Source organism: Cupriavidus sp. DB3 (assembly GCF_020418465.1).
GTDB classification, from domain to species: domain Bacteria; phylum Pseudomonadota; class Gammaproteobacteria; order Burkholderiales; family Burkholderiaceae; genus Cupriavidus; species Cupriavidus cauae.
Genome location: NZ_JAIZPL010000007.1, coordinates 166,219 through 187,417, shown reverse-complemented (window position 1 = coordinate 187,417; position 21,199 = coordinate 166,219). Strand labels below are relative to the sequence as shown.

Below are 21,199 nucleotides of genomic sequence, written 5' to 3'. Positions count from 1 at the left end.
GCCCGGGCGGCGTTACCGGTGGCGCATGATTCCTCGCGCGGCGTTCCTCTGCCGCGAGCCATCCAAGTGACAGGAATGACTTCCCCAGATATCGCGAGTTCCCAGGCGGGCGCCGGTCGGCATGCCGCCGACGCCGCCGTTGCCGTCGATGCCGCCACCGCGGCCAGCGGCCTGGGCGGCATGGCAAGCGGCGCCTTTGCGGTGGCCGCGGCGACCGGTCTCGACCCCGCCGATTGCGGGGGACACGCATTGTACTCGGCGGCCGCCTCGCACTACGTGCGGCGCGTGATGCAGGCCCGGCCCGAACTGCCGGCCCTGGTCGCCCAGGCCAGCGCCGAGCCGCTGACGCGGGTCTGGATGGAAGCGCGGCTGGCCGAGCTGCGGCAGCCGGCCGCCGACGCCGAGCAGGCGATCGGCCAGGCGCTGCGGCGGCTGCGCGCCGAGGTGATGTGCATCGTCATCGAGCGCGATCTGCGCGGGCTGGCCACGCTGGCCGAGGTCACCGGCGCGATGACCGACCTGGCCGAGCTGTCGATCCAGCATGCGCTGGCCACGCTGACCGAGGACATGGCGCCGACCTTCGGCCGACCCGTCGGCGAGCACAGCGGCGAGGTACAGGAGCTGATCGTGGTCGGCATGGGGAAGCTCGGCGGCCGCGAGCTGAACGTCTCGTCCGATATCGACCTGATCTTTCTCTACGACGAGGACGGCGACACCGCGGGCGGCCAGCGCAGCCTGTCGAATCATGAATACTTCACGCGGCTGGGCCGGCGCCTGATCAGCGTGCTGGCCGAGACCACCGCCGACGGCTATGTGTTCCGCGTCGACATGCGGCTGCGGCCGAACGGCGACGCCGGGCCGCTGGCCTGCAGCCTCGGCATGCTCGAGGAATACCTGGTGGTGCAGGGCCGCGAATGGGAGCGCTACGCCTGGATCAAGGGCCGCGTGGTGTCGTCGCTGGCCACGCCGCACGCGCAGCGCACCGCCGATCAGCTGGCGCGGCTGACCACGCCCTTCGTGTTCCGCCGCTATCTGGACTACGGCGTGATCGCCGCGATCCGCTCGCTGCATGCGCAGATCCGCGCCGAGGCAGCCAAGCGCAGCGGGGGTCTGGCCGGCCATGGCGTCAACCAGCGCTCGGCCGATATCAAGCTGGGGCGCGGCGGCATCCGCGAGATCGAATTCATGGCGCAGGTGTTCCAGCTGATCCGCGGCGGCCAGGACCTGGCACTGCGCGCGCGGCCGACGCTGGAGGTGCTGGCGATCGCGGTCGAGCGCGGGCTGCTGCCGGCGGGGCAGGCGCTGCAGCTGTCGGATGCCTATCGCTTCCTGCGCCAGCTGGAGCACCGGCTGCAGTATCGCGACGATGCGCAGACCCACCATCTGCCGACCAGCGAGCAGGAGCAGTCCGCGGTGGCGCGCATGATGGGCTGCGCGGACTGGCCCGCGCTGCAGGCGCGATTGGCGGAACTGCAGGAGCCGGTGGCACAGCAGTTCGAGGTCACCTTCTCCGACCCGGAGCAGGGCCAGCCGCCCGCCGAGACGCTGTGGCCGGCGCTGGCGCACGGCGAGGACGAAGAGGCGCCGTGCGCGCGGCTTGCGCAGGCGGGCTATTCCGACTGCGTCGGGTTGCTGGAGCGGCTGCGCGCCACGGCGGCCTCGCCGCGCTACCGCGCGCTGTCCGAGCAGAGCCGCGCGCGCTTCGACCTGCTGGTCAACCGCGCGCTCGACCTGGCCGGACGGCAGGACGATGCCGATGCCACCATTGCGCGCTTTCTAGACTTCTTCGATGCGATCAGCCGGCGCGCCTCGTATCTGTCGCTGCTGTCCGAGTATCCGCAGGCGATGGAGCGCGTCGCCCATACCTTGCACGCGTCGCGCTGGGCCGCCACCTATCTGACGCGGCATCCGCAACTGCTCGACGAACTGCTCGATGCCGAGGCGCTCGCCAGCGTGCCGGACTGGGAGGCCTTCCGCGCCCGGCTCGGCGAGCGCCTGCTCGCAGCGCACGGCCAGGTCGAGGCGCAGATGGATATCCTGCGCCGCGAGCACCATGCCGAGACCTTCCGCGTGCTGCTGCAGGACCTGCACGGCAGGCTGACGGTCGAGCAGATCGCCGACCGGCTGTCCGACCTGGCCGACGCGATGCTCGACGTCACGCTGACCGCGGTCTGGCAGCAACTGCCGATGCGCCATCGCGACACGCCGCGCTTCGCGGTGATCGCCTATGGCCGGCTGGGCGGCAAGGAGCTCGGCTATGCGTCCGACCTCGACATCATCTTCCTGCACGACGACGATGACGACGGCGCCGCGGAGATCTACGCCGCCTATGCGCGCCGCCTGATTACCTGGCTGACCAGCCATACCGCGGCCGGCATGCTGTTCGACGTCGACACGCGGCTTCGTCCGAACGGCGCTGCCGGCCTGCTGGTCACCAGCTTCGAGTCGTTCCGCCGCTACCAGCTGCGCCAGGGCGACAACACCGCCTGGGTGTGGGAGCACCAAGCGCTGACGCGCGCGCGCTTCTGCGCCGGCGACCGCGAGCTGGGCGCGCGCTTCGAGCGGCTGCGCGAGGAGGTCCTGTGCCAGCCGCGCGATGCCGACACGCTGCGTCAGGACATCGTCGCGATGCGGCACAAGGTGGCCGAGGGCCATCCGAACCGCAGCGACCGCTTCGACCTGAAGCACGACCGCGGCGGCATGGTCGACATCGAATTCACCGTGCAGTACCTGGTGCTGCTGCACAGCCGCGCCCATCCCGAGCTGACGCGCAACGCCGGCAATATCGCGCTGCTGCGGATGGCGGGGCAGCTCGGCCTGATCGACGCCACGCTGGCCGAAGCGGTCGGCGACGCCTATCGGACTTTCCGCGCGCGCCAGCACAAGCTGCGGCTCGACGGCCAGGATCAGGCCCGCGTGCCGCCGCAGACCATCGAGGCGCAGGCGCGCGATGTGCGCGCGCTATGGCAGGCCGTGTTCGGCCAGGACTGAGCGGCGGTGGTTGCCGAGCACGAGGACGGCGGCGCCGTACCGGTCGCGGCGGCGCCGTCCGCGTGGCGTCGCGCGCTGCCGGCCCTGGCCGCGGCGGCGGCGGTCGCCGCGTTGTCGGCCGCCTTCACCTTCGTGCCATGGCTCCATGCGCACGGTCTCTACCTTCGCGATGCGCTGATGCTGCCCGGGGGCGAGCGCCAGTGGTGGCGGCTGCTGACCGCGATGTGGGTCCATCTGGATGGACGCCACTGGCTCGGCAATCTGCTGGCGGCATCGGGTTTGCTGTTGCTGGCCGGGCGCGCGGCCGGCGCACGGCAGATGCTGCTGGCCTTGCTGGTGTGCGGGATCGCGGTGCAGGTTGCGCTGCTGTGGCAGCCGGCGGTTCGCTGGTATGGCGGGCTGTCGGGCGCGCTGCATGGGCTGGCGGTCTGGGGCGCCTTGCGGCTGCTCGCCGCCGACCGCTGGTCGCGCGCGATCGGTGTCGCGCTGGTCGCCGGCGTGCTGGTCAAGCTGTGGCTGGAGCAGTCGTGGCTCGCGCCGGTGCGCTTCGATGCGGCCTGGGGATTTGGCGTCGTGCGCGCCGCCCATGCGGCCGGCGCGGTGGCCGGCTTTGCCTGGTGGCTCGCACAGCAGTGGTGGGGGCAGCGGCGCGCCGCCGCGGGCTAGCGCGCCGGCCCTGGAATCAGGGCCCTTGATTCCGGGCCCTTGATTCAGGGCGCTCGGTTCAGGGCACTCTGTTCAGGGCGCTCTGTTCAGGGCGCTCGGTTCAGGGCCCTTGATTCAGGGCCCTTGATTCAGCGCCGCGCCTGGCGGCGACGGCCGGACGGCAGCAGCACGGCGAACAGACCGGCCAGCGCCAGGGCGGCACCGCTCCACAGCGGCACGGCACCGCCGCCACCATCGTCGCCACCGCCGCCGTTGTTGGCGGGAGGCGGCGCCGGGGGAACCGGTGCGCCCGCGGCCGCTGCCAGCGCACGGTTCGCGTCCAGCAATCCGGCGCCGCAATTGCCGGCGTTATTGCCCGTCGTGCAATAGGTATTGGCCGGATGCGGGCGCGCGCTGCTCTTGAGCAGTTCGGTGACCTGGGCGCTGGTCAGGTTGCCGTTGACCGCCAGCATCAGCGAGGCGACGCCCGACACCATCGGCGCGGCGAAGCTGGTGCCCTGCGAGTTCACCAGGGTGTAATTGCGCGCCGTCGTTTCGCCGTCGTTGGTCAGCGTGCGGATCGTCGACGGCGGAGCCAGGCAGGTCCCGTTGGACACCTTGCTGTTGGCACAGCCGCCACCGGGCGCGCTGATCGCGATCTGCGGGCCGACGTTGGCATAGCTGGCGTTTTCGCCGTCGTTGACATGGGCGGTCACCGCGATCACGCCACGGCAGTCGGCCGGCGCTTCCACCGCGCCGGCGCTGTTGCCGGCGGCGGCCACCACGACGACGCCGCGCGCGGCGAGCTCATCCACCGCCTGCTGCTCGAAGCTGCTGCAAGTACCTGCGCCGAGGCTGATATTGACCACGCGCGCCGGCGTGGGATTGTTCGGGACGTTCGGTACCGGCAGGCCGCCGGCCCAGCGCATCGCGTCGACGGTATCGGACAGCAGGGCGCCGCAGCGGCCCGAAACGCGCAGCGGCTGGATGCGCGCGCTCCAGTCGACCCCGGCGATGTCCTGGCCGTTATTGGTCACCGCGCCCAGCACGCTGGCGACGCGGGTGCCATGCCAGGTGCTGGGACGCTGGTTCGGCGCGGCCGGCATGCCGGGGCAGGCGAAGCCCTGCGGCACGAAGTCGCCGGCATCGGTCGGGTCGCCATCGCGGCCGTCGCCGTCCTGCGAGTACAGCGGATCGGCGATGAAGTCATAGCCCGCCACCAGCCGCGCGGCCAGGTCCGGGTGCCGCAGCACGCCGGTATCGACCACCGCGATCACCAGGCCTTCGCTGCCGCGCGAACGGTCCCAGGCAGCGGGCAGATTGGCGGCACCCGGAATGATCGCCGGCGAGCCGAAGTAGGGCTGGTTGATGGCGAATTCGGGATCGTTCGGCACCGTGTCGTGCGGCCGCAGCCAGCGGTCCGGCACCGCGTCCGCCACGCGCGGATCCTGGCGCAGCTGCGCGGCCACCGCCTCCGGATCGGCGCCCTTGCCGGCCGGCACGCCGAGCAACGCCAGGTTGCCGCCCATCTGCCGCTTGACGGTCAGTCCGATGCCGGTCTGCTCGGCGACCTTGCGCACCTGTTCGGCGGCGGCCTCGGCCGGCATCAGCGCGGTGCCGGCGGGGGCGTCCTTCCAGCGGACGATGATGTTGCCGCTGTAGACCGGGGCCGGGCGGGCGTCCGGACTCGTCGCGGCCATCGCGGCCGAAGGGGGCAGGATGGCGCCCGCCGAGACGGCGGCGGCCAGGACCAGACGCAGGGCGACGGGCGGAATCGAACGCGGCATGAACACCTCCGGGAGGGGCGAAGCCGGGGTGCAGGGGCCGGCGCTCGCGGGCATGTGGCTCAAAGATAGTTGGGGGAATGCGGGCGGGCAATCGGCGCTCGTCCGACAGCGCACGCTATCGGGGTGACGTCCGGGGCGGTTTCGCCTTGCTCGATCGGCTGCCTCGAGCCGCCTGCGTGGTCCGCCTGCCTGGCCGCTTTCCCGATCCGGTTAACGGCAGCCGTCGCCCGGTTTTCAGTTCGCCGGCATGTCGCGCCCGGTCGGCTTGGGCCGGCTGGGCGTCAGGCGGCGGTCCGCCTCGGCCGCCTCGATGCGCGGCAGCGCGCGCAGCGTGGTGACCGCCTGCTCGATGGTGGCCTCCGGCGACGGCGAGATCGCGGTGACCAGCCAGGTGCCGCCGGACATCGGGCGCTTGACCACGAAGCGGATCGGTCCCTTGGCCTGGGCCAGCAGTTCGCCGGCCTGCAGCGAGGTATCGACGGCCGGCGGCGTGAAGCGGACCAGGATGTCGCCGACCGCGCGGTCGTCGGTGATGGCGCCCGGCGGCGGGGTGGCGGGCTTCGAGCTGCAGGCGGCTGCCAGCGCCAGGCCGCACAGGGCCACCGCGAGCGTCAGGCGGCGCGTGGCGCGGCGCGCAGGGCGGCTCACCGGGCGGCGGCCCGCGTCGGCGGAGCCGGTCGTGCCGGACGGGTCGTCGAGTGGCGAGGGCGGCTTGGCGAAGAACATGGGGTTTCCTGTGGTTGATGCGGTTTGTGGTGCGATGGGATCGTGCTCGTCGGTGGTCCGGGGCGCCGGACGCCGCGACCGGCTCAGCTCGCCGCCCGGCGTGCGCGCCGGCCCTCCCTGGCCGCCGCCGGCACGCCGCGCGCGCCCTGCGCCAGCATCTCCTCGGCGTGTTGCAGCGTGGTGGCGGTCACCGTCGCGCCGCCCAGCATGCGCGCGGTCTCGACCACGCGGCCGGCGGCGTCGAGCACGCGGATCTGCGAGCGCGTCACGGCCTCGCCGCCATCGCCGACGGTCTCCTTGCTGACCAGCAGGTGCGTGCCGGCCTGCGCGGCGACCTGGGGCAGGTGGGTCACGCACAGGACCTGGCGCGCGCGACCAAGCTCCTGCAGCCGACGGCCGACCACCTCGGCGACCGCGCCGCCGATGCCGGTATCGACCTCGTCGAAGATCAGCGTCGGCGTCGGCGCTGCCTCGCTGGTGATCACCGAGATCGCCAGGCTGATCCGCGCCAGTTCGCCGCCCGATGCCACCTTGGCCAGCGGCCGGGCGCTCACGCCCGCATGGCCGGCCACCAGGAACTCGACCTGTTCGAGCCCGTGGCTGGCGCCTTCCTCGAGCGGGTGCAGCGCGACGGTGAAGCTGCCGCCGGCCATCGACAGGCCCTGCATCGCCTCGGTGACAGCCGCCGACAGCCGCTCGGCGGCCTCGCGCCGGCTGTCGCTCAGATGGCGTGCGATGGTCAGGTAGGCGGCGCGGGCCGCCGCCTCGCGCGCGGTGATCTTGTTCAGGTCCTGCGCGGCCTGCAGGTCGTCGAGCTGCTGGCGGCGCGCCAGCAGTTCCTCGGGCAACTGTTCGGGCGGCACGCGGAACTTGCGCGCGGCGGTGTGCAAGGCCTGCATCCGCTCCTCGACCACCTGCAGCCGCTCGGGATCGAGCTCGAGCCGGTCGACGTAGCGGGTCAGCGAGTGGGCCGCTTCCTCGGCCTGCACCTCGGCCGCTTCGAGCGCGGTCACTACATCGGCGAGCGCGGGGTCGACCTCGGCCAGCTGGCGCAGCCGGTGCGCCATCGCATTGAGCGCCGACAGCACCGCGCCGTCGGCCTCCGACAGCGCATCGAGCGCGGCGCGGCCGCCCTCGAGCAGATTGGCCGCATGCGACAGGCGCTTGTGCTCGCCCTGGATCGCTTCCCATTCGCCGGCCTGCGGCGCCAGCTTGTCGAGCTCGCCGACCTGCCACTCGAGCCGCTCGCGTTCGAGCTGCATCTCGCGCGACTGCTGTTCGACGGCCTCGCGCTGGCGCACGCAGGCCCGCCAGGTGCGCCAGGCCTCGGCCACCGCGGCGGCCTGCGCGGTCAGGCCCGCGTGCGCGTCGAGCAGCAGCCGCTGCGCGTCCGGCCGCAGCAGCAGCTGGTGGGCGTGCTGTCCGTGGATGTCGACCAGCTGGTCGCCGACCTCGCGCAGCTGCGCGAGCGTGGCGGCGTTGCCGTTGATGAAGGCCTTGCTGCGGCCGTTGGCATCGACGACCCGGCGCAGCAGCACGTTGCCGTCGTCCTCGGCCAGCGCCTGCTCGTTGAGCCAGGCGTCCAGCGCGGGGTGCGTGGAGAAGGTGGCGCTGACGCTGGCGCGCGCCGCGCCCTCGCGCACCACGCCGGCATCGGCGCGCTCGCCGAGCACCAGCGCGAGCGCATCGATCAGGATCGACTTGCCGGCACCGGTCTCGCCGGTGAACACGGTAAAGCCGGCGGTGAAGTCGAGGTCGAGCGTGTCGACGATGACGAAATCGCGGATGGACAGGCTGCGCAGCATCTTGGGAGACGGAAGGCGGCGGTGACTTGGGAGGGATCGGGACCGGCGGGGTGCGCTGGCGCTCAGAGCCGGTTGTCTTCGGTCGGGTACTCGTGCCAGTGCAGCTTCTTGCGCAGCGTGGCGTAGTAGTTGTAGCCGACCGGGTGAAGCAGGTTGATGGTCCTGGCCGAGCGGCGCACGACGATGCGGTCGCCGGGCAGCAGCGAGGTCAGCGACTGCATGTCGAAGTTGACGCTGGCATCGCGGGCGGTGGCGACCTCGATCGACACCTCGGCGTCGTGCGGCAGCACGATCGGCCGGTTCGACAGCGCATGCGGGGCGATCGGCACCAGCACCAGTCCGGACAGCGTCGGATGCAGGATCGGCCCGCCGGCCGACAGCGCATAGGCGGTCGAGCCGGTCGGCGTCGACACGATCAGGCCGTCCGAACGCTGGTTGTACATGAAGTAGCCGTCCACCGAGACCGCCAGCTCGACCATGCCGGAGATGCCCGAGCGATTGACCACCACGTCGTTCAGGGCCAGCGCGGAGAAGATCACGCCCTCGTCGCGGATCACGCGCGATTCGAGCAGCATGCGGTTCTCGGGCTCGTAGTGGCCGCTGAGCATGGCCGGCAGCACCGATTGCACATCCTCCAGCGGGATGTCCGTCATGAAGCCGAGGCGGCCGTGGTTGACGCCGATCAGCGGCACCGAGAAGCCGGCCAGCTGGCGCGCGATGCCGAGCAGCGTGCCGTCGCCGCCGAGCACCACGGCGACGTCGGCCTGCCGGCCGATCTCTTCGGCGGACAGCGCGGGGTAGTCGGTCAGGCCGGTCGCCAGCGCCGTCTCGCGTTCGAACACCACGTCCTGGCCGTTGCGCAGGATGCAGGCCGCCAGTTCCTCGAGCGGGCCCTCGATGCCCGCGGTCGAATACCTGCCGACCAGGGCGACCGTGCGAAAGGGCGCGTGCGCGGCGCCGGACTTGGGGTGTGCAGACATGCCCGGATTAGACCATACCGCCATGACCATTGTCAGCACGGGGCGGGGGGCGAGTGCCAGCGCGAGCCCCGGCGCGCAAAACTTGCGTAAAATCGGGACACCATGGACGAACGAGCGAAAACCCTTCTCAAGACCCTGATCGAGCGCTACATCGCCGAAGGGCAGCCGGTCGGCTCGCGTACGCTGTCGAAGTACTCGGGACTGGACCTGTCGCCGGCGACCATCCGCAACGTGATGTCGGACCTGGAGGAGATGGGCTTCATTGCCAGCCCGCACACGTCGGCGGGGCGCATTCCGACCCCGCGCGGCTACCGGTTGTTCGTCGACACCATGCTGACGGCCCAGCCGCTCGACAGCCAGTTCGACCGCACCAAGCTGGCCGGGCTGATCCAGGGCGAACTCGGCGCGCAGGAACAGAGCCCGCAGCGGATGATCACCACCGCCGCGCGCACGCTGTCGAACCTGTCGCAGTTCGCCGGCGTGGTGATGACCCCGCGCCGCGCGCAGGCGTTCCGGCAGATCGAATTCATGCGGCTGTCCGACAAGCGCATCCTGCTGATCATCGTGACGCCCGAAGGGGACGTGCAGAACCGCATCATCCAGACCGAGCTGCCCTACAGCGCGTCGCAGCTGGTCGAGGCGGCCAATTTCATCAACACGCATTACGCCGGCATGCGCTTCGACACGGTGCGGGAGCGGCTGCGCGACGAACTGAAGGCGCTGCGCATCGACATGTCCGAACTGATGCAGGCCGCGGTCGAGGCCGGCAGCAGTGCGATGGCCGACGAGGACGACCAGGTCTATATCTCAGGCGAACGCAAGCTGCTCGAGGTCGAGGACCTGGCCTCGAGCATGGACAAGCTGCGCCGGCTGTTCGACGTGTTCGAGCACAAGACCAGCCTGCTGCAGCTGCTCGATGTGTCCAGCCATGCCGAGGGCGTGCAGATCTTCATCGGCGGCGAGAGCCGGCTGGTGCCGCTCGAGGACATGGCGGTGATCACCGCGCCGTACGAGGTCGACGGCCAGATCGTCGGCACGCTGGGCGTGATCGGCCCGACGCGGATGGCCTATGACCGGGTGATCCCGATCGTCGATATCACCGCGCGGCTGCTGTCGAGCGCGCTGAGCAGCCAGAACTGATGGCGGCCAGGGCGGGCTGCCACGCGCAGGGCGGCCTTCGCGCCCCAGCGATACCGGAATCCCTATGACCTTTACCGCAGAACCGGCCTATCGGCATGGGCAGGCGCCCCGCACGGCGATCCTGCTGATCAATCTGGGCACGCCCGACGAGCCGACCCCCAAGGCGGTCGGCCGCTATCTGAAGCAGTTCCTGTCCGATCCGCGCGTGGTGGAGATTCCGCGCGCGGCCTGGCTGCCGGTGCTGTACGGGCTGATCCTGCCGCTGCGCTCGCGCGCGTCGGCGCTCAAGTACGAATCGATCTGGCTGCGCGAGGCGCACCGGACCGGCTCGCCGCTGCTGGTCCACACCGAACGGCAGGCGCATGCGCTGCAGCAGTTGCTGGCGCAGCAGGGACACGACGTGACGGTGGCCTGCGCGATGCGCTACGGCAACCCGTCGATCCCATCCGTGATGGAGGCGCTGCGGCGCCAGGGCTGCGAGCGCATCCTGGCGCTGCCGATGTACCCGCAGTATTCCGGCACCACCACCGCGACCGCCTTCGACGAGCTGTTCCGCGTGCTCGGCGAATGGCGCAACCAGCCCGAGCTTCGGCTGGTCAAGCATTTCCACGATCATCCGGCCTACCTGGGCGCGCTGCACCAGCAGGTCGGCGCCTACTGGGCCCAGCACGGCGCGCCCGATTTCGCGCGCGGCGACCGCCTGATCCTGTCCTTCCATGGCGTGCCGCGGCGCACGCTGGAATTGGGCGATCCGTATCACTGCGAATGCCTGAAGACCGGCCGCATGCTGGGCGAGGCGCTGGGTCTGCAGCCCGGCCAGTACCAGGTCACGTTCCAGTCGCGCTTCGGCAAGGCCGAGTGGCTGCAGCCCTATACCGCGCCGACGCTGACCGAGCTTGGCAAGGTCGGCACCGCGCGGGTCGACGTGTTCTGCCCGGGCTTTCCGGCCGACTGCATCGAGACGCTGGAAGAGATCGCGATGGAAGGGCAGTCCGAATTCAAGGTCGCCGGCGGCAAGGAGTTCCACTTCATTCCGTGCCTGAATGACGCGCCGTTCTGGATCACCGCGCTGTCGGAGATTGCGCTGCAGCATATGCAGGGCTGGCCCCTGCGGCTGCCGCACGCGCACGAACTGGAGGCCAGGCGCTCGCTGGCGCAGGCAAGGGGGGCGGCGGCATGAATCCGTCATACGAGGACGATGCGCGCCAGCGCATCGACAAGTGGCTGTGGTGCGCGCGCTTCTTCAAGACCCGCTCGCTGGCGGCGGAGGCCGTCGAGCGGGGCCGGGTGGAGGTCAACGGCCAGCCATGCAAGAATTCGCGGGAGGTCAAGCCGGGCGACACGATACGCATCGACGCCCATCAGCAGCGCTGGGAGCTGGTGGTCAAGGGCGTCGCCCCGGCCCGCGGGCCGGCCTCCGTCGCCCAGACGCTCTACGAGGAAACCGAGGAAAGCCGGACGCGGCGCGCCGCCGAGGCCGAACGGCGGCGTCTGCATGTCGAGCCGGCGTCGCAATTGCAGGGGCGCCCGACGAAGCGGGACCGCCGCCGCATCGAGGATCTGAAAGGGTGAACCGAAGCGGCACGGCCCGCGCGGGCGGGCCGTGTGTCAGCGGGAATACTGGATGATGTATTGGCGCAGCGCCGGATCGGCGCCGCCTGCCACGCTGTCGCGCGGGGTCAGTCCGTCGGAGAGCCAGATGAAGACGGTCAGGGCCGCCAGCGAAAGAAGTACCAGCAGGGTGAAGAGCGAAAACTTCGGCGTTTTGTTCGACGGCTTCGGCAGCTTGCGCATGGCCTTACCCCGGCAGGAAAGACTTCAATATGGGACGGCACCCCGGCAGTTTTGTCGTTTTTTTGGATTTATCTTAGAAGCTGCACTGCAGCAAAGCAATTTCACTCCCCGCAGCACTGGTTTAAGTTTGTAAGCTGATGTTTCCTGCAGATGTCCATCCGCTCTTGAAATATCGGCTTGGCGCCACCAGTTGCCAGCTGAATTCCGATTGACCCCAGGCGGACCGCCGGTGCGGCCGCAACTTGTTCTGAAACGGATCGACATGGAAGACCAGAAGCAAACGCCATCCAACACGCCGCCGACCTCGCCCGCCGACCAGGCCGCCGAAGCGCAAGCCGCGCAACCGGCAACGCCGAACCAGACGACCGAGCCCGCCGCAGCCGCGGATGACGTGGCCACCCAGCTCGCCGCACAGCTGGCCGAGCAGGAAGCCAAGGCACGCGAGAACTACGATCTGTATCTGCGTGCCGTCGCCGAGGCCGAAAACATCCGGCGCCGGGCGCAGGAGGACGTGGCAAAGGCCCACAAGTTCGCCATCGAGAGCTTCGCCGAGCATCTGCTGCCGGTGATGGACAGCCTGCAGGCCGCGCTGGCCGATGGGTCGGGCGATATCGCCAAGCTGCGCGAGGGGGTCGAACTGACCGCCAAGCAGCTGGCCAGCGCCTTCGAGAAGGGCCGCATGGTCGAACTGAATCCGGTCGGCGAGAAGTTCGACCCGCATCGGCACCAGGCGATTTCGATGGTGCCTTCGGAGCAGGAACCGAATACGGTGGTGGCCGTGCTGCAACGCGGCTATCTGATCGCGGACCGGGTCCTGCGGCCCGCATTGGTGACGGTGGCTGCGCCGAAGTAAGGGTCGGCGGGCAGACCGGCCTGCCTCCGATGCGCAGCCACGCCCGGCGCCGTTTCGGCACCGGGCGTTCTCGTTTGTGGAGAAATGCGATGCCTTACCCGTTCGGCGCAGCGCCGGCGCCCCATACGGATCACCGCGCGTTCGAGGCCTTCGGCATGCGCGCGGTCGATCATGACACCATCGACGACGCGCTCGCCGCCGCCGGCGACAAGCTGGTCTGCGTGTTCTTCTGGGGCGAGGACTGCTACAACTGCGAGATGGCCAAGAAGGCCATGCTGGCCAATCCGGACCCGCTGCGCCAGCTCGATCTGCACTGGCTGCATGCCGACGTCTACACCTATCCGGCGCTGGGACGGCGCTTCGGGCTGTACGGCATCCCGGTGTTCATGTTCTTCCACCGCGGCAAGAAGCTCGGCCGCGCCACCGGCTGGCATGGCATCGGGCAGTTCGCCGCGGCGGTTGCCAATGCGCGGCTGAAGGCCAGCGGCAAGCCGCTCGCCGGGTGACGGCCCGGTAGCCGCCGCCGCGGCTCGGCGGCCGGGCGCGCCTGGAGGCTCGACGGTCGCCTTTCCCGGCGGCTCGACGCTCGCGCGCCCGGCGACTCGGCAGGCGCGGGGGCTCGGCCCCTCAGCGGTTCAGCGAGTAACCGATGCGGAACTGCCACGGCGTCTTGCGGTTGTAGTCGAGCAGGCTCTCGCCATAGCCGACGAAGTAGCCGGCCATCAGGTAGCCGGCCGTGCCCGGGATCAGCCTGCCCATCGGGTAGGTGAACTGCGCATCCACGCTGCCGTACCACTGGCGGGTGCCCTTGCGCACCGTCGCCGCCAGCTCCCACGAATCGGGTTTGCCGTAGGCGACCCGCAGATCCATATAGCCGCGGTAGCGCGCGATATCGCTGTTGTCGCTCTTCTCCAGGTAGTAGTAGAGCTTGGGCGTCACGGTCCAGTGCCAGTCGTTCGTCTCGCCGAAGTGGAAGGTCGGCTTCAGGAACAGCGTATTGATGCTGCGCGACTGGTCGCCGTCGCGGCCGTTCGATTCGTGTTCGAGGCCGGTCGCCACCGACAGCCGGCTGATCCAGCGATTGCGCACGCCGGTATCGGACAGGTAATAGAAGATGCTGGGCCGGTAGTTGGTGTCGTGGAACGGCTTCGATTCCTCCGACAGATCCCACAGCGAGAACTGCGTGTAGCCGACGTACAGATTGTCGAGCCAGTAGCGCGAGTTCGGATCGCGGCCCTCGAAGATCCGGTACTTGAAGCTGAACTGGAACTTGGCATTGGCGCCACCGTGCGCGCCGACGGCGAAGTACATCGGATCGTTGAAGGTCAGCCGGCTGCCGCCCGACAGGATCGGCTGGTCGTAGACCGGCTGGCCCGGTCCCTTCGGCTGGACCACCGTCTCGACCGGCGTCGCCGCGATATCCGCCTGCTGATCGTCGTGGTCGGCCGGCGCGGCCGCGGTCGTTGCCGCAGGCGTACCGGCGGACGGTGCCGCGGCGGTGGCCGGGGGCGCGATGCCCGACTGGTTCAGCGTCACCAGCACCGGCGCGGCGTCGAGGCCGACCGGATCGAGGCGGATCTGGCCGCGCAGCGTCGACGGGATCTCGCCCTGGTACTGGATGGTGCGATTTTCCCCGCGGCGCAGGCGCACCGTGGCCGGCCCCGGCGTGATCCGGCGCATCGTGATCCGCACCGGCGCCAGCATTTCCGGCGAGGCGACCACTTCCAGCGTATCGGGCACCAGATAGCTGCGGTTGGCGGTGTCGGCGGTCACCAACAGCGTCAGCCGCAGCGGCTGCGCGCCGTCCAGCACGCGCGGCGGCTGCAGCAGCGCGATCGCGGCGTGGGCGGACGGCGCGCACAGGGCGGCGAGGGCGAGGGAAACGGCGGCGGCGGGCGCGAGCAGGCGCGGACGACGAGCCGCGGACGGGCTTCGGAGCATCGGCATCATGGGAAATATTGGAAGGGGTGTGCCGGATATGACGCATGGCACGGCCCGGAATGGCAACGCGCCAAAGCCTAGCACGTGGCCGGCCGGACTAGCTGTGACGATTTGTACCGGCCGATCGGCCGGCGGCCCGGCGGAAATCAGCCGCGCGCGCGGCGCTGGACGCAGGCGATGTAGTGCTCGCCGTCCGGCGGCAGCCCGCTGCGTTGCGATTGCCACAGCATCTCGCCGAGGCATTCCATCATCTGATGATGGGCCTCGTGCGGCGAATCAAGCCGGCGCGCCAGCTGTTCGAACGCCTGGCGGATGCCGCGCGGCTGGTCGACGGACACTTGCTCGGCGATCGACAGATGCATGGCCAGATGCAGGAAGGGGTTGGTCTGCCCGCGCTCGGGCGTGAATTCCTCGGCGATGGCCGCGTCGGCGTCGGCGAGCTGGTCGTGGTATTCGGGGTGGGCGCGGATCCAGTCGACGGCGATCGCCTCGAGCGGCGTCAGCACTTCGTTGGCGCCTTGCTTGCGCCAGGCTTCGCAAAAGAACCGGCGGACTTCTTCACGGGAGGGATTGAACATGATGGAGCGGATTGTAAACGACGGCCCGCGGGCTTGCCGGCGCTGCCCCGCGTTGGGTGCCACTGAGACTGTGCCGCAGGGGCCGCATGCCGACTAGAATGCGGGATCGTCCGGCGTGCCGTTCGACCCGGCGCTTTACCCGCGCTCGACTCGAGTTCGTCCTGCCTTCGACCCGTGATCGACCCGTGTTCGACCCGAGTTCGACCCGAGTTCGACCCGAGTTCGACCCGTGTCGGCCCCGTTCGACCTGAAGTTGGACCTTCCGTAGACCTCGCCATAGGGCCCGGCTCCTCCATGACCGCTACCCCCCGCCCATCGACCCTGCTGCGGCACGCCGGCGACAAGCTGGCCGGTGTGCTGCTGATCGCGATCTCGGCCAGCGCCTTCGGCGCGATGGCGATCTTCGCCCGCTTCGCCTATGACGCCGGCGCCGACGTCTATGGCCTGCTGTCGGTGCGCTTCGTGCTGGCTGCGATCGCGCTGGCGGCGGTGATGCGCTGGCAGCGGATCGCGCTGCCGCCGTGGCCGCGCGTGCTGGCGCTGGCGGCGATGGGCGGCATCGGCTATGTCGGCCAGTCGTTCTGCTTTTTCAGCGCGCTGAACCATGCGCAGGCCAGCCTGGTGGCGCTGCTGCTCTATCTGTATCCGGTCTTCGTCACCGTGATGGCCGCGCTGTTCCTGAAGGAGAAGCTGACGGGCGCGGCGGTGACCGCGCTGGTGCTGTGCTCGGTCGGCGCGGGCCTGACGGTCGGCGGCGGCGAGGGCAGCGCGCTCGGCATCGGCCTGGGCCTGGCGTCGGCACTGATCTATTCGGTCTACATCATCGTCGGCGCGCGGCTGACGCCCGGCGTGCACCCCGTGGCGACCACCACGGTGGTCTGCACGGCGGCCGCGGTCGTCTATGTCGGCGCCGCGCTGGCCCGGGCCGCGGCCGGCATGCCGCCGCAGTTTCCGGCCGATGCCGGCGGCTGGCTCGCGTTGGCGGCGATCGCGCTGCTGTCGACGGTGCTGGCCATCCTGACCTTCTTCGCCGGCCTGCAGCGGCTCGGCGCGGCGCAGGCCTCGATGCTGTCCACGCTCGAACCGGTGGTCACGGTGCTGCTGGCCGCGCTGCTGCTGGGCGAGCAGATCGGCCTCGCCCAGGCCGTCGGCGGCGGCCTGATCCTGGCCGGCGTGCTGTGGCTGACGCGCAAGGGCACGGCGCCCGCGCCTGTACAACAAAATTGAACGGCTTGCTGAAATCCTTGGCGTGGAACGGGTGGAACGCGTCGGTAGAATGCGCCCTTTCCCGTACTTCCCTGAGGAATCCGCATGAAATCGCTCGACCAGGCCGCCATCGCCCAACTGTTCACCGAGGCCCGTACGCATAGCGCCTGGCAGGACCGGCAGATCGACGACGCCGTGCTGCATCAGCTGTACGAGGCGATGAAGTTCGGCCCGACCGCGGCCAACAGTTCGCCGGCCCGCATCGTGTTCGTCAAGACCGCGGCGCAGAAGGCGAAGCTGGTCGAATGCGTGTCGCCGGGCAATGTCGACAAGACCCGCTCGGCCCCGGTGACGGCGATCGTCGCCTTCGATACCGCCTTCCACGAGCAGCTGCCCAGGCTGTTCCCGCACGCCGATGCCCGTTCCTGGTATGTCGGCCAGCCGGAGAAGATCGCCCGCGACGCGCTGGTCAACAGTTCGCTGCAAGGTGCCTATCTGATCCTGGCGGCGCGCGCGCTCGGCCTCGACTGCGGGCCGATGGGCGGCTTCGACCCCGCCAAGGTCAATGCGGCGTTCTTCCCCGACGGCAAATGGTCGGTCAACTTCCTGATCAACCTCGGCTATGGCGACGCCGACAAGCTGTTCCCCCGCAACCCGCGCCTGAGCTTCGACGAGGCCTGCCGGATCGTCTGATCGGGTGAAAGGATGACCGGTGACCGGACCGGTTGACCGGGTGACCGGGTGACCGGGTGACCGGTCGACGGATGATCAGGTCACCGCGCTGGCTGCTCGCGTGATCACAGGCGCGGCGGCAGCGTCTTGTCCGGGTACTCGCACAGCGTCTCGATCGCGCAATGCCAGCATTCGGGCTTGCGCGCCTTGCAGACGTAGCGGCCGTGCAGGATCAGCCAGTGGTGCGCGTCGTGCAGGAACTCGTCGGGCACGACCTCCAGCAGCTTCATCTCGACGGCCTGCACGGTCTTGCCGGGCGCCAGTCCGGTGCGGTTGCTGACGCGGAAGATGTGCGTGTCGACCGCGACGGTCGGATGGCCGAAGGCGGTGTTCAGCACCACGTTGGCGGTCTTGCGGCCGACGCCCGGCAGCGCTTCCAGCGCCTCGCGATCGGCCGGCACCTTGCCGCCGTAGCGCTCCGCGAGGATCCGGCAGGTCTCCATCACGTGCTTCGCCTTGGTCTTGTACAGGCCGATGGTCTTGATGTATTCGATCAGCCCCGACTCGCCCAGGGCCAGGATCTTCTGCGGCGTGTTGGCGATCGCGAACAGCCTGCGGGTGGCCTTGTTGACGCCGACATCGGTGGCCTGCGCCGACAGCAGCACGGCGATCAGCAGTTCGAACGGCGAGCTGTACTCGAGTTCGGTGGTGGGCGACGGGTTGGTTTCTCTGAGCGTTTCAAACAGCGCGCGGCACTTGGCGGCGTTCATTGTGGTCGCTTGGTGTCGGAGGGGACGGGATGGTCGGAATGGCCGGAATCGCCGGAATGGTCGGAAGGCTCGGGCCCGGCGGCCGGCGCCGGCTCGGGGCGGTCAACCGGATCGGCCGGTGCGGCGTTGAGCGGCTGGGCGGCCTGCCGCTTCTGGCGCGCCCGTTCGATCGCCGCCTGGATGATGGCCTTCTTGCGCTCCTGCGCCTGGCGCTCGGCCTCGGACGACGCCGCTTCCTGGCGCAGCGCTTCGAGCTTGGCGGCGGCCTTGGCCGCCAGGCGCGCTTCGTTCTCCTCGCGCTCGCGCACCAGCCGCTGCTTGCGCGACAGGTAGCGGGCACGGGCGGCGTCGGCCTGCGGCTGCGACCAGGCGTCCCAGCCGGTGCGCTCGCCGGTGACCGGGATCATCGCGATGCAGTCGACCGGGCAGGGCGCCACGCACAGGTCGCAGCCGGTGCACCAGTCCGGCAGCACGGTGTGCATCTGCTTGGCGGCGCCGACGATCGCGTCGACCGGGCAGGCCTGAATGCACAGCGTGCAGCCGATGCACAGCGTCTCGTCGATCCGCGCGACCGCGCGCGGCTGTTCGGTGCCATGACTCGGATCGAGCGGCAACGGCGCGACACCGAGCTCGGCCGCCAGCCGCCGGATACCTTCGGCACCGCCGGGCGGGCAGCGATTGCAGTCGGCCTCCCCGCGCGCCATGGCCTCGGCATAAGGACGGCATCCCTGAAAGCCGCACTTGGTGCATTGCGTCTGGGGCAGCAGGGCTTCCAGGCGGTCGGCGCGGGCCGCCAGACCGACGTCCAGGGAAGCAGCGGCGGGGGAAGCGGAAGCGGTATCGGCGGCGGAAGCGGTCACGAAAGCAGGGGAACGATGCGGGGTAACACAAGGTGCAGCCGTACGGTGCGGCTGACGCGGCAAGGATTATCCCCGATTTCGCCGCGCCGCAGAAACCATGAAGATGCGCCCTTTGCCATGGCGCCGAAGCTGATCAACCCGGAGCGCCCGCGCCAGTGGGGCAGGTGCGCCATGCCATCATCCACAAAATCGAGCCGACCACGCATGTCGAACGCCACCAAGACGAAACGCGATCCCGAAGGAACCCGTCGTCGCATCATGGATGCGGCCACCGAGGAGTTCGCCAAGGGCGGCCTGGCCGGCGCACGCGTCGACCAGATTGCCCGCCGCGCCGAGACCAACGAGCGCATGCTGTATTACTACTACGGGAGCAAGGAGGGCCTGTTTCTCGCGGTGCTCGAACGCCAGTATGCGCAGTTCCGCGCCGCGGAGGAGCGCCTGCAGATCGGCGACGAGGACCCGGTCGCCGCGGTCCGCAAGCTGGCCCGCTTCGTCTGGGACTGGTACTACCAGCATCCCGAGTTCATCCGCCTGGTCAACAGCGAGAATCTGCACGAGGCGCGGCACCTGAAGAAATCCACGCAGCTGCACGACCTCGTCAATCCGGTGGTCGACGTGCTGGCCGAGATCGTTCGCCGCGGCCAGCGGCAGGGCGTGTTCCGCGACGGCGTCGATGTGCCGCAGCTCTATCTGACGATCTCGGCGCTCGGCTATTACGTGCTGTCGAACCGCTACACCATCAGCGCGGTGATCGGCCGCGACGTGGCCTCGCAGGACGAGCACGAGCGCTTCGCGCAGCTGCATACGGACATGCTGCTGGCGTATCTGGCGCGGCGCTAGGGGCCGGGAAAGGGCAATGAGAAACGGGACCGCGTTGCGGTCCCGTTTCTCATTGGCGATCGGCTGGTGAGCTCTTGACGATCTGTCTTCGCCTCGGTCGGCCGAGTCGGGCTCGGTCGGCTGGGTCGGGCTCGGTCGGCTCGGCCCGGCTCAGTTCGGCTCAGCTCGGTTCGGCTCAGTTCGGCTCAGTTCGGCTCAGTTCGGCTCAGCGGTACTTGCGAATGAAATCGCGCAGTTCCGGATAGATCGTTTCGCGCCAGCGCCGGCCGGAGAAGATGCCGTAGTGCCCGCACCTGGGCGCGGTCAGATGTTGCTTGCGGGTCTTCGGAATGCCCGCGCACAGGTCGTGCGCGGCGGCGGTCTGGCCCGCGCCCGAGATGTCGTCGAGCTCGCCTTCGATCGTCATCAGCGCGGTGTGCTTGATGTCCTGCGGCCGCACCGGCTCGCCCTGGATCTCCCAGGTGCCATTGGCCAGCCGGAACTCCTGGAAGACTTCGCGGATGGTGTCGAGGTAGTACTCGGCCGCCATGTCCAGCACGGCATTGTATTCGTCGTAGAAGCGCACATGCGCCTCGGCATCGTCGGCATCGCCCTCGATCAGGCTGAGGTAGTAGTCGTAATGCGAGGACAGATGGCGGTCCGGGTTCATCGCGACGAAGCCGGCATGCTGCAGGAAGCCGGGATAGACGCGCCGGCCGTGGCCGGGATAGTTGGCAGGCACCGTGTAGATGACATTGTTCTCGAACCACTCGTACGACTTGTTGGTCGCCAGCGAATTGACCGCGGTCGGGCTTTTGCGCGCGTCGATCGGACCGCCCATCATCGTCATCGTCTTGGGCGTCTTCTCGCCGGCGGAGGCCATCAGCGAGATCGCGGCCAGCACCGGCACGGTCGGCTGGCAGACCGACACGACATGCAGGTCCTCGGCGCCGAGATGGCGGATGAATTCCTGGATGTAGCGGATGTAGTCGGCCAGGTGGAAGGGGCCGTCCTCGACCGGCACCATGCGCGCGTCGACCCAGTCGGTCACATAGACCTTGTGGTCCTGCAGCAGCGTGCGCACCGTGTCGCGCAGCAGCGTCGCGTGGTGGCCGGACAGCGGCGCGCAGACCAGCACCGACGGTTCGTCCTTCAGCAGCTTGATCGTGTCGGGATCGTCCGCGTAGCGCTTGAAGCGGATCAGCTTGCAGAACGGCTTTTCCATGATCGTCTGTTCGACGATCGGAATATCGCGGCCGTTGGAGCGCACGGACTTGATGTCGAAGGCGGGCTTCTCGTATTCCTTGCCGAGCCGGTACAGCAGCTCGTAGCCCGCGGCCAGCCGGGTGGCCCCCGGCACCAGCGACAGCGGGCTCAGGGGGTTGGTAAACGTCTTGGCCGTCGCCTGGGCCCACGCGGTCAGCGGGTTCAGGATCGAGCGCTGAAATTCATGCAGTTGGTAAAGCATTGCCGCACACCTGCCTTTCGATATCGGGTTTTGCTGTGGCGGATTATGCGCTCAACTCGTTCGTTTTGCGAACGACCGTACGCACAATCTTGCAACGCAGCATATACCTAAAGGTATGCCGGCGTGAGTGGAACTCAATAGGACAATGGCTGTAATTCTGGCGC

Annotated in this window: 20 protein-coding genes; 10 read left to right on the top strand and 10 right to left on the bottom strand. The window is 69.4% G+C overall.

Annotated elements, in window-relative coordinates; genetic code table 11:
• Positions 1–75 precede the first annotated feature (75 nt).
• Both glnE and rrtA read left to right on the top strand, forming a co-directional pair.
• The gene (gene glnE / locus K7G19_RS21815; RefSeq protein ID WP_150084793.1) at positions 76–2,991 is read left to right on the top strand and encodes a bifunctional [glutamate--ammonia ligase]-adenylyl-L-tyrosine phosphorylase/[glutamate--ammonia-ligase] adenylyltransferase; all 2,916 of its coding nucleotides are present in this window, start codon (positions 76–78) and stop codon (positions 2,989–2,991) included.
• Between the two features lie 6 nt (positions 2,992–2,997).
• Positions 2,998–3,657 (top strand): rhombosortase, encoded by a 660-nt coding sequence (rrtA, locus tag K7G19_RS21810; RefSeq protein ID WP_370639586.1) that lies wholly within the window; start codon positions 2,998–3,000, stop codon positions 3,655–3,657.
• Positions 3,658–3,785: 128 nt separating this feature from the next.
• Here the strand turns inward: rrtA and mprA are convergent, their stop codons facing one another.
• The 4 genes from mprA to K7G19_RS21790 form a co-directional block, all read right to left on the bottom strand.
• Positions 3,786–5,423 carry an MprA protease, GlyGly-CTERM protein-sorting domain-containing form gene (gene mprA / locus K7G19_RS21805; RefSeq protein ID WP_226109123.1) on the bottom strand — a complete coding sequence of 546 codons (1,638 nt, stop codon included), beginning with the start codon at positions 5,421–5,423 and terminating at the stop codon, positions 3,786–3,788.
• A 234-nt stretch (positions 5,424–5,657) separates the two neighbouring features.
• Entirely contained in the window at positions 5,658–6,149 is a 492-nt protein-coding gene (locus K7G19_RS21800) for a hypothetical protein (protein WP_226109122.1), read from the bottom strand.
• An 83-nt stretch (positions 6,150–6,232) separates the two neighbouring features.
• On the bottom strand, positions 6,233–7,954 hold the full coding sequence (recN, locus tag K7G19_RS21795; protein ID WP_226109121.1) for a DNA repair protein RecN: 1,722 nt from the start codon (positions 7,952–7,954) through the stop codon (positions 6,233–6,235).
• Between the two features lie 62 nt (positions 7,955–8,016).
• Entirely contained in the window at positions 8,017–8,934 is a 918-nt protein-coding gene (locus K7G19_RS21790; protein WP_149319330.1) for an NAD kinase, read from the bottom strand.
• 102 nt (positions 8,935–9,036) lie between these two features.
• Here K7G19_RS21790 and hrcA point away from each other — a divergent pair, with 102 nt between their 5' ends.
• From hrcA to K7G19_RS21775, 3 genes are all read left to right on the top strand, one after another.
• Positions 9,037–10,074 (top strand): heat-inducible transcriptional repressor HrcA, encoded by a 1,038-nt coding sequence (gene hrcA, locus K7G19_RS21785; protein ID WP_149319329.1) that lies wholly within the window; start codon positions 9,037–9,039, stop codon positions 10,072–10,074.
• Between the two features lie 64 nt (positions 10,075–10,138).
• A complete protein-coding gene (gene hemH / locus K7G19_RS21780; RefSeq protein ID WP_023263767.1) occupies positions 10,139–11,254 on the top strand; it encodes a ferrochelatase in 1,116 nt (371 codons plus the stop codon).
• Positions 11,251–11,646, top strand: a complete 396-nt coding sequence (locus K7G19_RS21775) for an RNA-binding S4 domain-containing protein (protein WP_226109120.1) — start codon at positions 11,251–11,253, stop codon at positions 11,644–11,646. The genes hemH and K7G19_RS21775 overlap by 4 nt, the downstream gene beginning before the upstream one ends.
• Positions 11,647–11,682: 36 nt before the next feature.
• Here K7G19_RS21775 and K7G19_RS21770 read toward each other — a convergent pair whose 3' ends face one another.
• Positions 11,683–11,868: a hypothetical protein gene (locus K7G19_RS21770; RefSeq protein WP_149319327.1), complete on the bottom strand. Its 186-nt coding sequence runs from the start codon at positions 11,866–11,868 to the stop codon at positions 11,683–11,685.
• 262 nt (positions 11,869–12,130) lie between these two features.
• Between K7G19_RS21770 and grpE the strand changes: the two genes are divergently transcribed.
• Together grpE and K7G19_RS21760 are read left to right on the top strand one after the other, a co-directional pair.
• A complete protein-coding gene (gene grpE, locus K7G19_RS21765; protein ID WP_149319326.1) occupies positions 12,131–12,721 on the top strand; it encodes a nucleotide exchange factor GrpE in 591 nt (196 codons plus the stop codon).
• An 89-nt stretch (positions 12,722–12,810) separates the two neighbouring features.
• Positions 12,811–13,227 (top strand): co-chaperone YbbN, encoded by a 417-nt coding sequence (locus tag K7G19_RS21760; RefSeq protein ID WP_149319325.1) that lies wholly within the window; start codon positions 12,811–12,813, stop codon positions 13,225–13,227.
• A gap of 121 nt (positions 13,228–13,348) precedes the next feature.
• Here K7G19_RS21760 and K7G19_RS21755 read toward each other — a convergent pair whose 3' ends face one another.
• Both K7G19_RS21755 and K7G19_RS21750 read right to left on the bottom strand, forming a co-directional pair.
• Positions 13,349–14,668, bottom strand: a complete 1,320-nt coding sequence (locus K7G19_RS21755; protein WP_226109203.1) for a phospholipase A — start codon at positions 14,666–14,668, stop codon at positions 13,349–13,351.
• A 140-nt stretch (positions 14,669–14,808) separates the two neighbouring features.
• Positions 14,809–15,240: a DUF1841 family protein gene (locus K7G19_RS21750; protein ID WP_149319324.1), complete on the bottom strand. Its 432-nt coding sequence runs from the start codon at positions 15,238–15,240 to the stop codon at positions 14,809–14,811.
• Positions 15,241–15,534: 294 nt separating this feature from the next.
• On the opposite strand from K7G19_RS21750, the gene K7G19_RS21745 reads away from it, so the two are divergent.
• A complete protein-coding gene (locus K7G19_RS21745; RefSeq protein WP_226109119.1) occupies positions 15,535–16,467 on the top strand; it encodes a DMT family transporter in 933 nt (310 codons plus the stop codon).
• Positions 16,468–16,551: 84 nt separating this feature from the next.
• Positions 16,552–17,139 carry a malonic semialdehyde reductase gene (locus tag K7G19_RS21740; protein ID WP_150081793.1) on the top strand — a complete coding sequence of 196 codons (588 nt, stop codon included), beginning with the start codon at positions 16,552–16,554 and terminating at the stop codon, positions 17,137–17,139.
• Positions 17,140–17,243: 104 nt separating this feature from the next.
• On the opposite strand, the gene nth is transcribed toward K7G19_RS21740, so the two are convergent.
• Positions 17,244–17,888: an endonuclease III gene (gene nth / locus K7G19_RS21735; RefSeq protein ID WP_149319321.1), complete on the bottom strand. Its 645-nt coding sequence runs from the start codon at positions 17,886–17,888 to the stop codon at positions 17,244–17,246.
• Positions 17,885–18,697: an electron transport complex subunit RsxB gene (gene rsxB, locus K7G19_RS21730; protein ID WP_150081923.1), complete on the bottom strand. Its 813-nt coding sequence runs from the start codon at positions 18,695–18,697 to the stop codon at positions 17,885–17,887. Before rsxB ends, nth begins: the two co-directional genes overlap by 4 nt.
• A 255-nt stretch (positions 18,698–18,952) precedes the next feature.
• Here rsxB and K7G19_RS21725 point away from each other — a divergent pair, with 255 nt between their 5' ends.
• Positions 18,953–19,588 carry a TetR family transcriptional regulator gene (locus K7G19_RS21725; protein WP_149319319.1) on the top strand — a complete coding sequence of 212 codons (636 nt, stop codon included), beginning with the start codon at positions 18,953–18,955 and terminating at the stop codon, positions 19,586–19,588.
• A gap of 205 nt (positions 19,589–19,793) precedes the next feature.
• Here K7G19_RS21725 and K7G19_RS21720 read toward each other — a convergent pair whose 3' ends face one another.
• Entirely contained in the window at positions 19,794–21,035 is a 1,242-nt protein-coding gene (locus tag K7G19_RS21720; RefSeq protein ID WP_149319318.1) for a polyhydroxyalkanoate depolymerase, read from the bottom strand.
• Positions 21,036–21,199 lie beyond the last annotated feature (164 nt).

Excerpts from the sequence above, each read along its gene's own strand:
- K7G19_RS21790 (WP_149319330.1), bottom strand. The coding sequence starts at position 8,934 with ATGTCTGCACACCCCAAGTCCGGCGCCGCGCACGCGCCCTTTCGCACG.
- hemH (WP_023263767.1), top strand. The coding sequence starts at position 10,139 with ATGACCTTTACCGCAGAACCGGCCTATCGGCATGGGCAGGCGCCCCGC.
- K7G19_RS21745 (WP_226109119.1), top strand. The coding sequence starts at position 15,535 with ATGACCGCTACCCCCCGCCCATCGACCCTGCTGCGGCACGCCGGCGAC.
- mprA (WP_226109123.1), bottom strand. The coding sequence starts at position 5,423 with ATGCCGCGTTCGATTCCGCCCGTCGCCCTGCGTCTGGTCCTGGCCGCC.
- K7G19_RS21725 (WP_149319319.1), top strand. The coding sequence starts at position 18,953 with ATGTCGAACGCCACCAAGACGAAACGCGATCCCGAAGGAACCCGTCGT.
- K7G19_RS21750 (WP_149319324.1), bottom strand. The coding sequence starts at position 15,240 with ATGTTCAATCCCTCCCGTGAAGAAGTCCGCCGGTTCTTTTGCGAAGCC.
- grpE (WP_149319326.1), top strand. The coding sequence starts at position 12,131 with ATGGAAGACCAGAAGCAAACGCCATCCAACACGCCGCCGACCTCGCCC.
- K7G19_RS21760 (WP_149319325.1), top strand. The coding sequence starts at position 12,811 with ATGCCTTACCCGTTCGGCGCAGCGCCGGCGCCCCATACGGATCACCGC.
- K7G19_RS21740 (WP_150081793.1), top strand. The coding sequence starts at position 16,552 with ATGAAATCGCTCGACCAGGCCGCCATCGCCCAACTGTTCACCGAGGCC.
- K7G19_RS21755 (WP_226109203.1), bottom strand. The coding sequence starts at position 14,668 with ATGCCGATGCTCCGAAGCCCGTCCGCGGCTCGTCGTCCGCGCCTGCTC.
- recN (WP_226109121.1), bottom strand. The coding sequence starts at position 7,954 with ATGCTGCGCAGCCTGTCCATCCGCGATTTCGTCATCGTCGACACGCTC.
- nth (WP_149319321.1), bottom strand. The coding sequence starts at position 17,888 with ATGAACGCCGCCAAGTGCCGCGCGCTGTTTGAAACGCTCAGAGAAACC.
- K7G19_RS21770 (WP_149319327.1), bottom strand. The coding sequence starts at position 11,868 with ATGCGCAAGCTGCCGAAGCCGTCGAACAAAACGCCGAAGTTTTCGCTC.
- glnE (WP_150084793.1), top strand. The coding sequence starts at position 76 with ATGACTTCCCCAGATATCGCGAGTTCCCAGGCGGGCGCCGGTCGGCAT.
- hrcA (WP_149319329.1), top strand. The coding sequence starts at position 9,037 with ATGGACGAACGAGCGAAAACCCTTCTCAAGACCCTGATCGAGCGCTAC.
- K7G19_RS21775 (WP_226109120.1), top strand. The coding sequence starts at position 11,251 with ATGAATCCGTCATACGAGGACGATGCGCGCCAGCGCATCGACAAGTGG.
- K7G19_RS21800 (WP_226109122.1), bottom strand. The coding sequence starts at position 6,149 with ATGTTCTTCGCCAAGCCGCCCTCGCCACTCGACGACCCGTCCGGCACG.
- K7G19_RS21720 (WP_149319318.1), bottom strand. The coding sequence starts at position 21,035 with ATGCTTTACCAACTGCATGAATTTCAGCGCTCGATCCTGAACCCGCTG.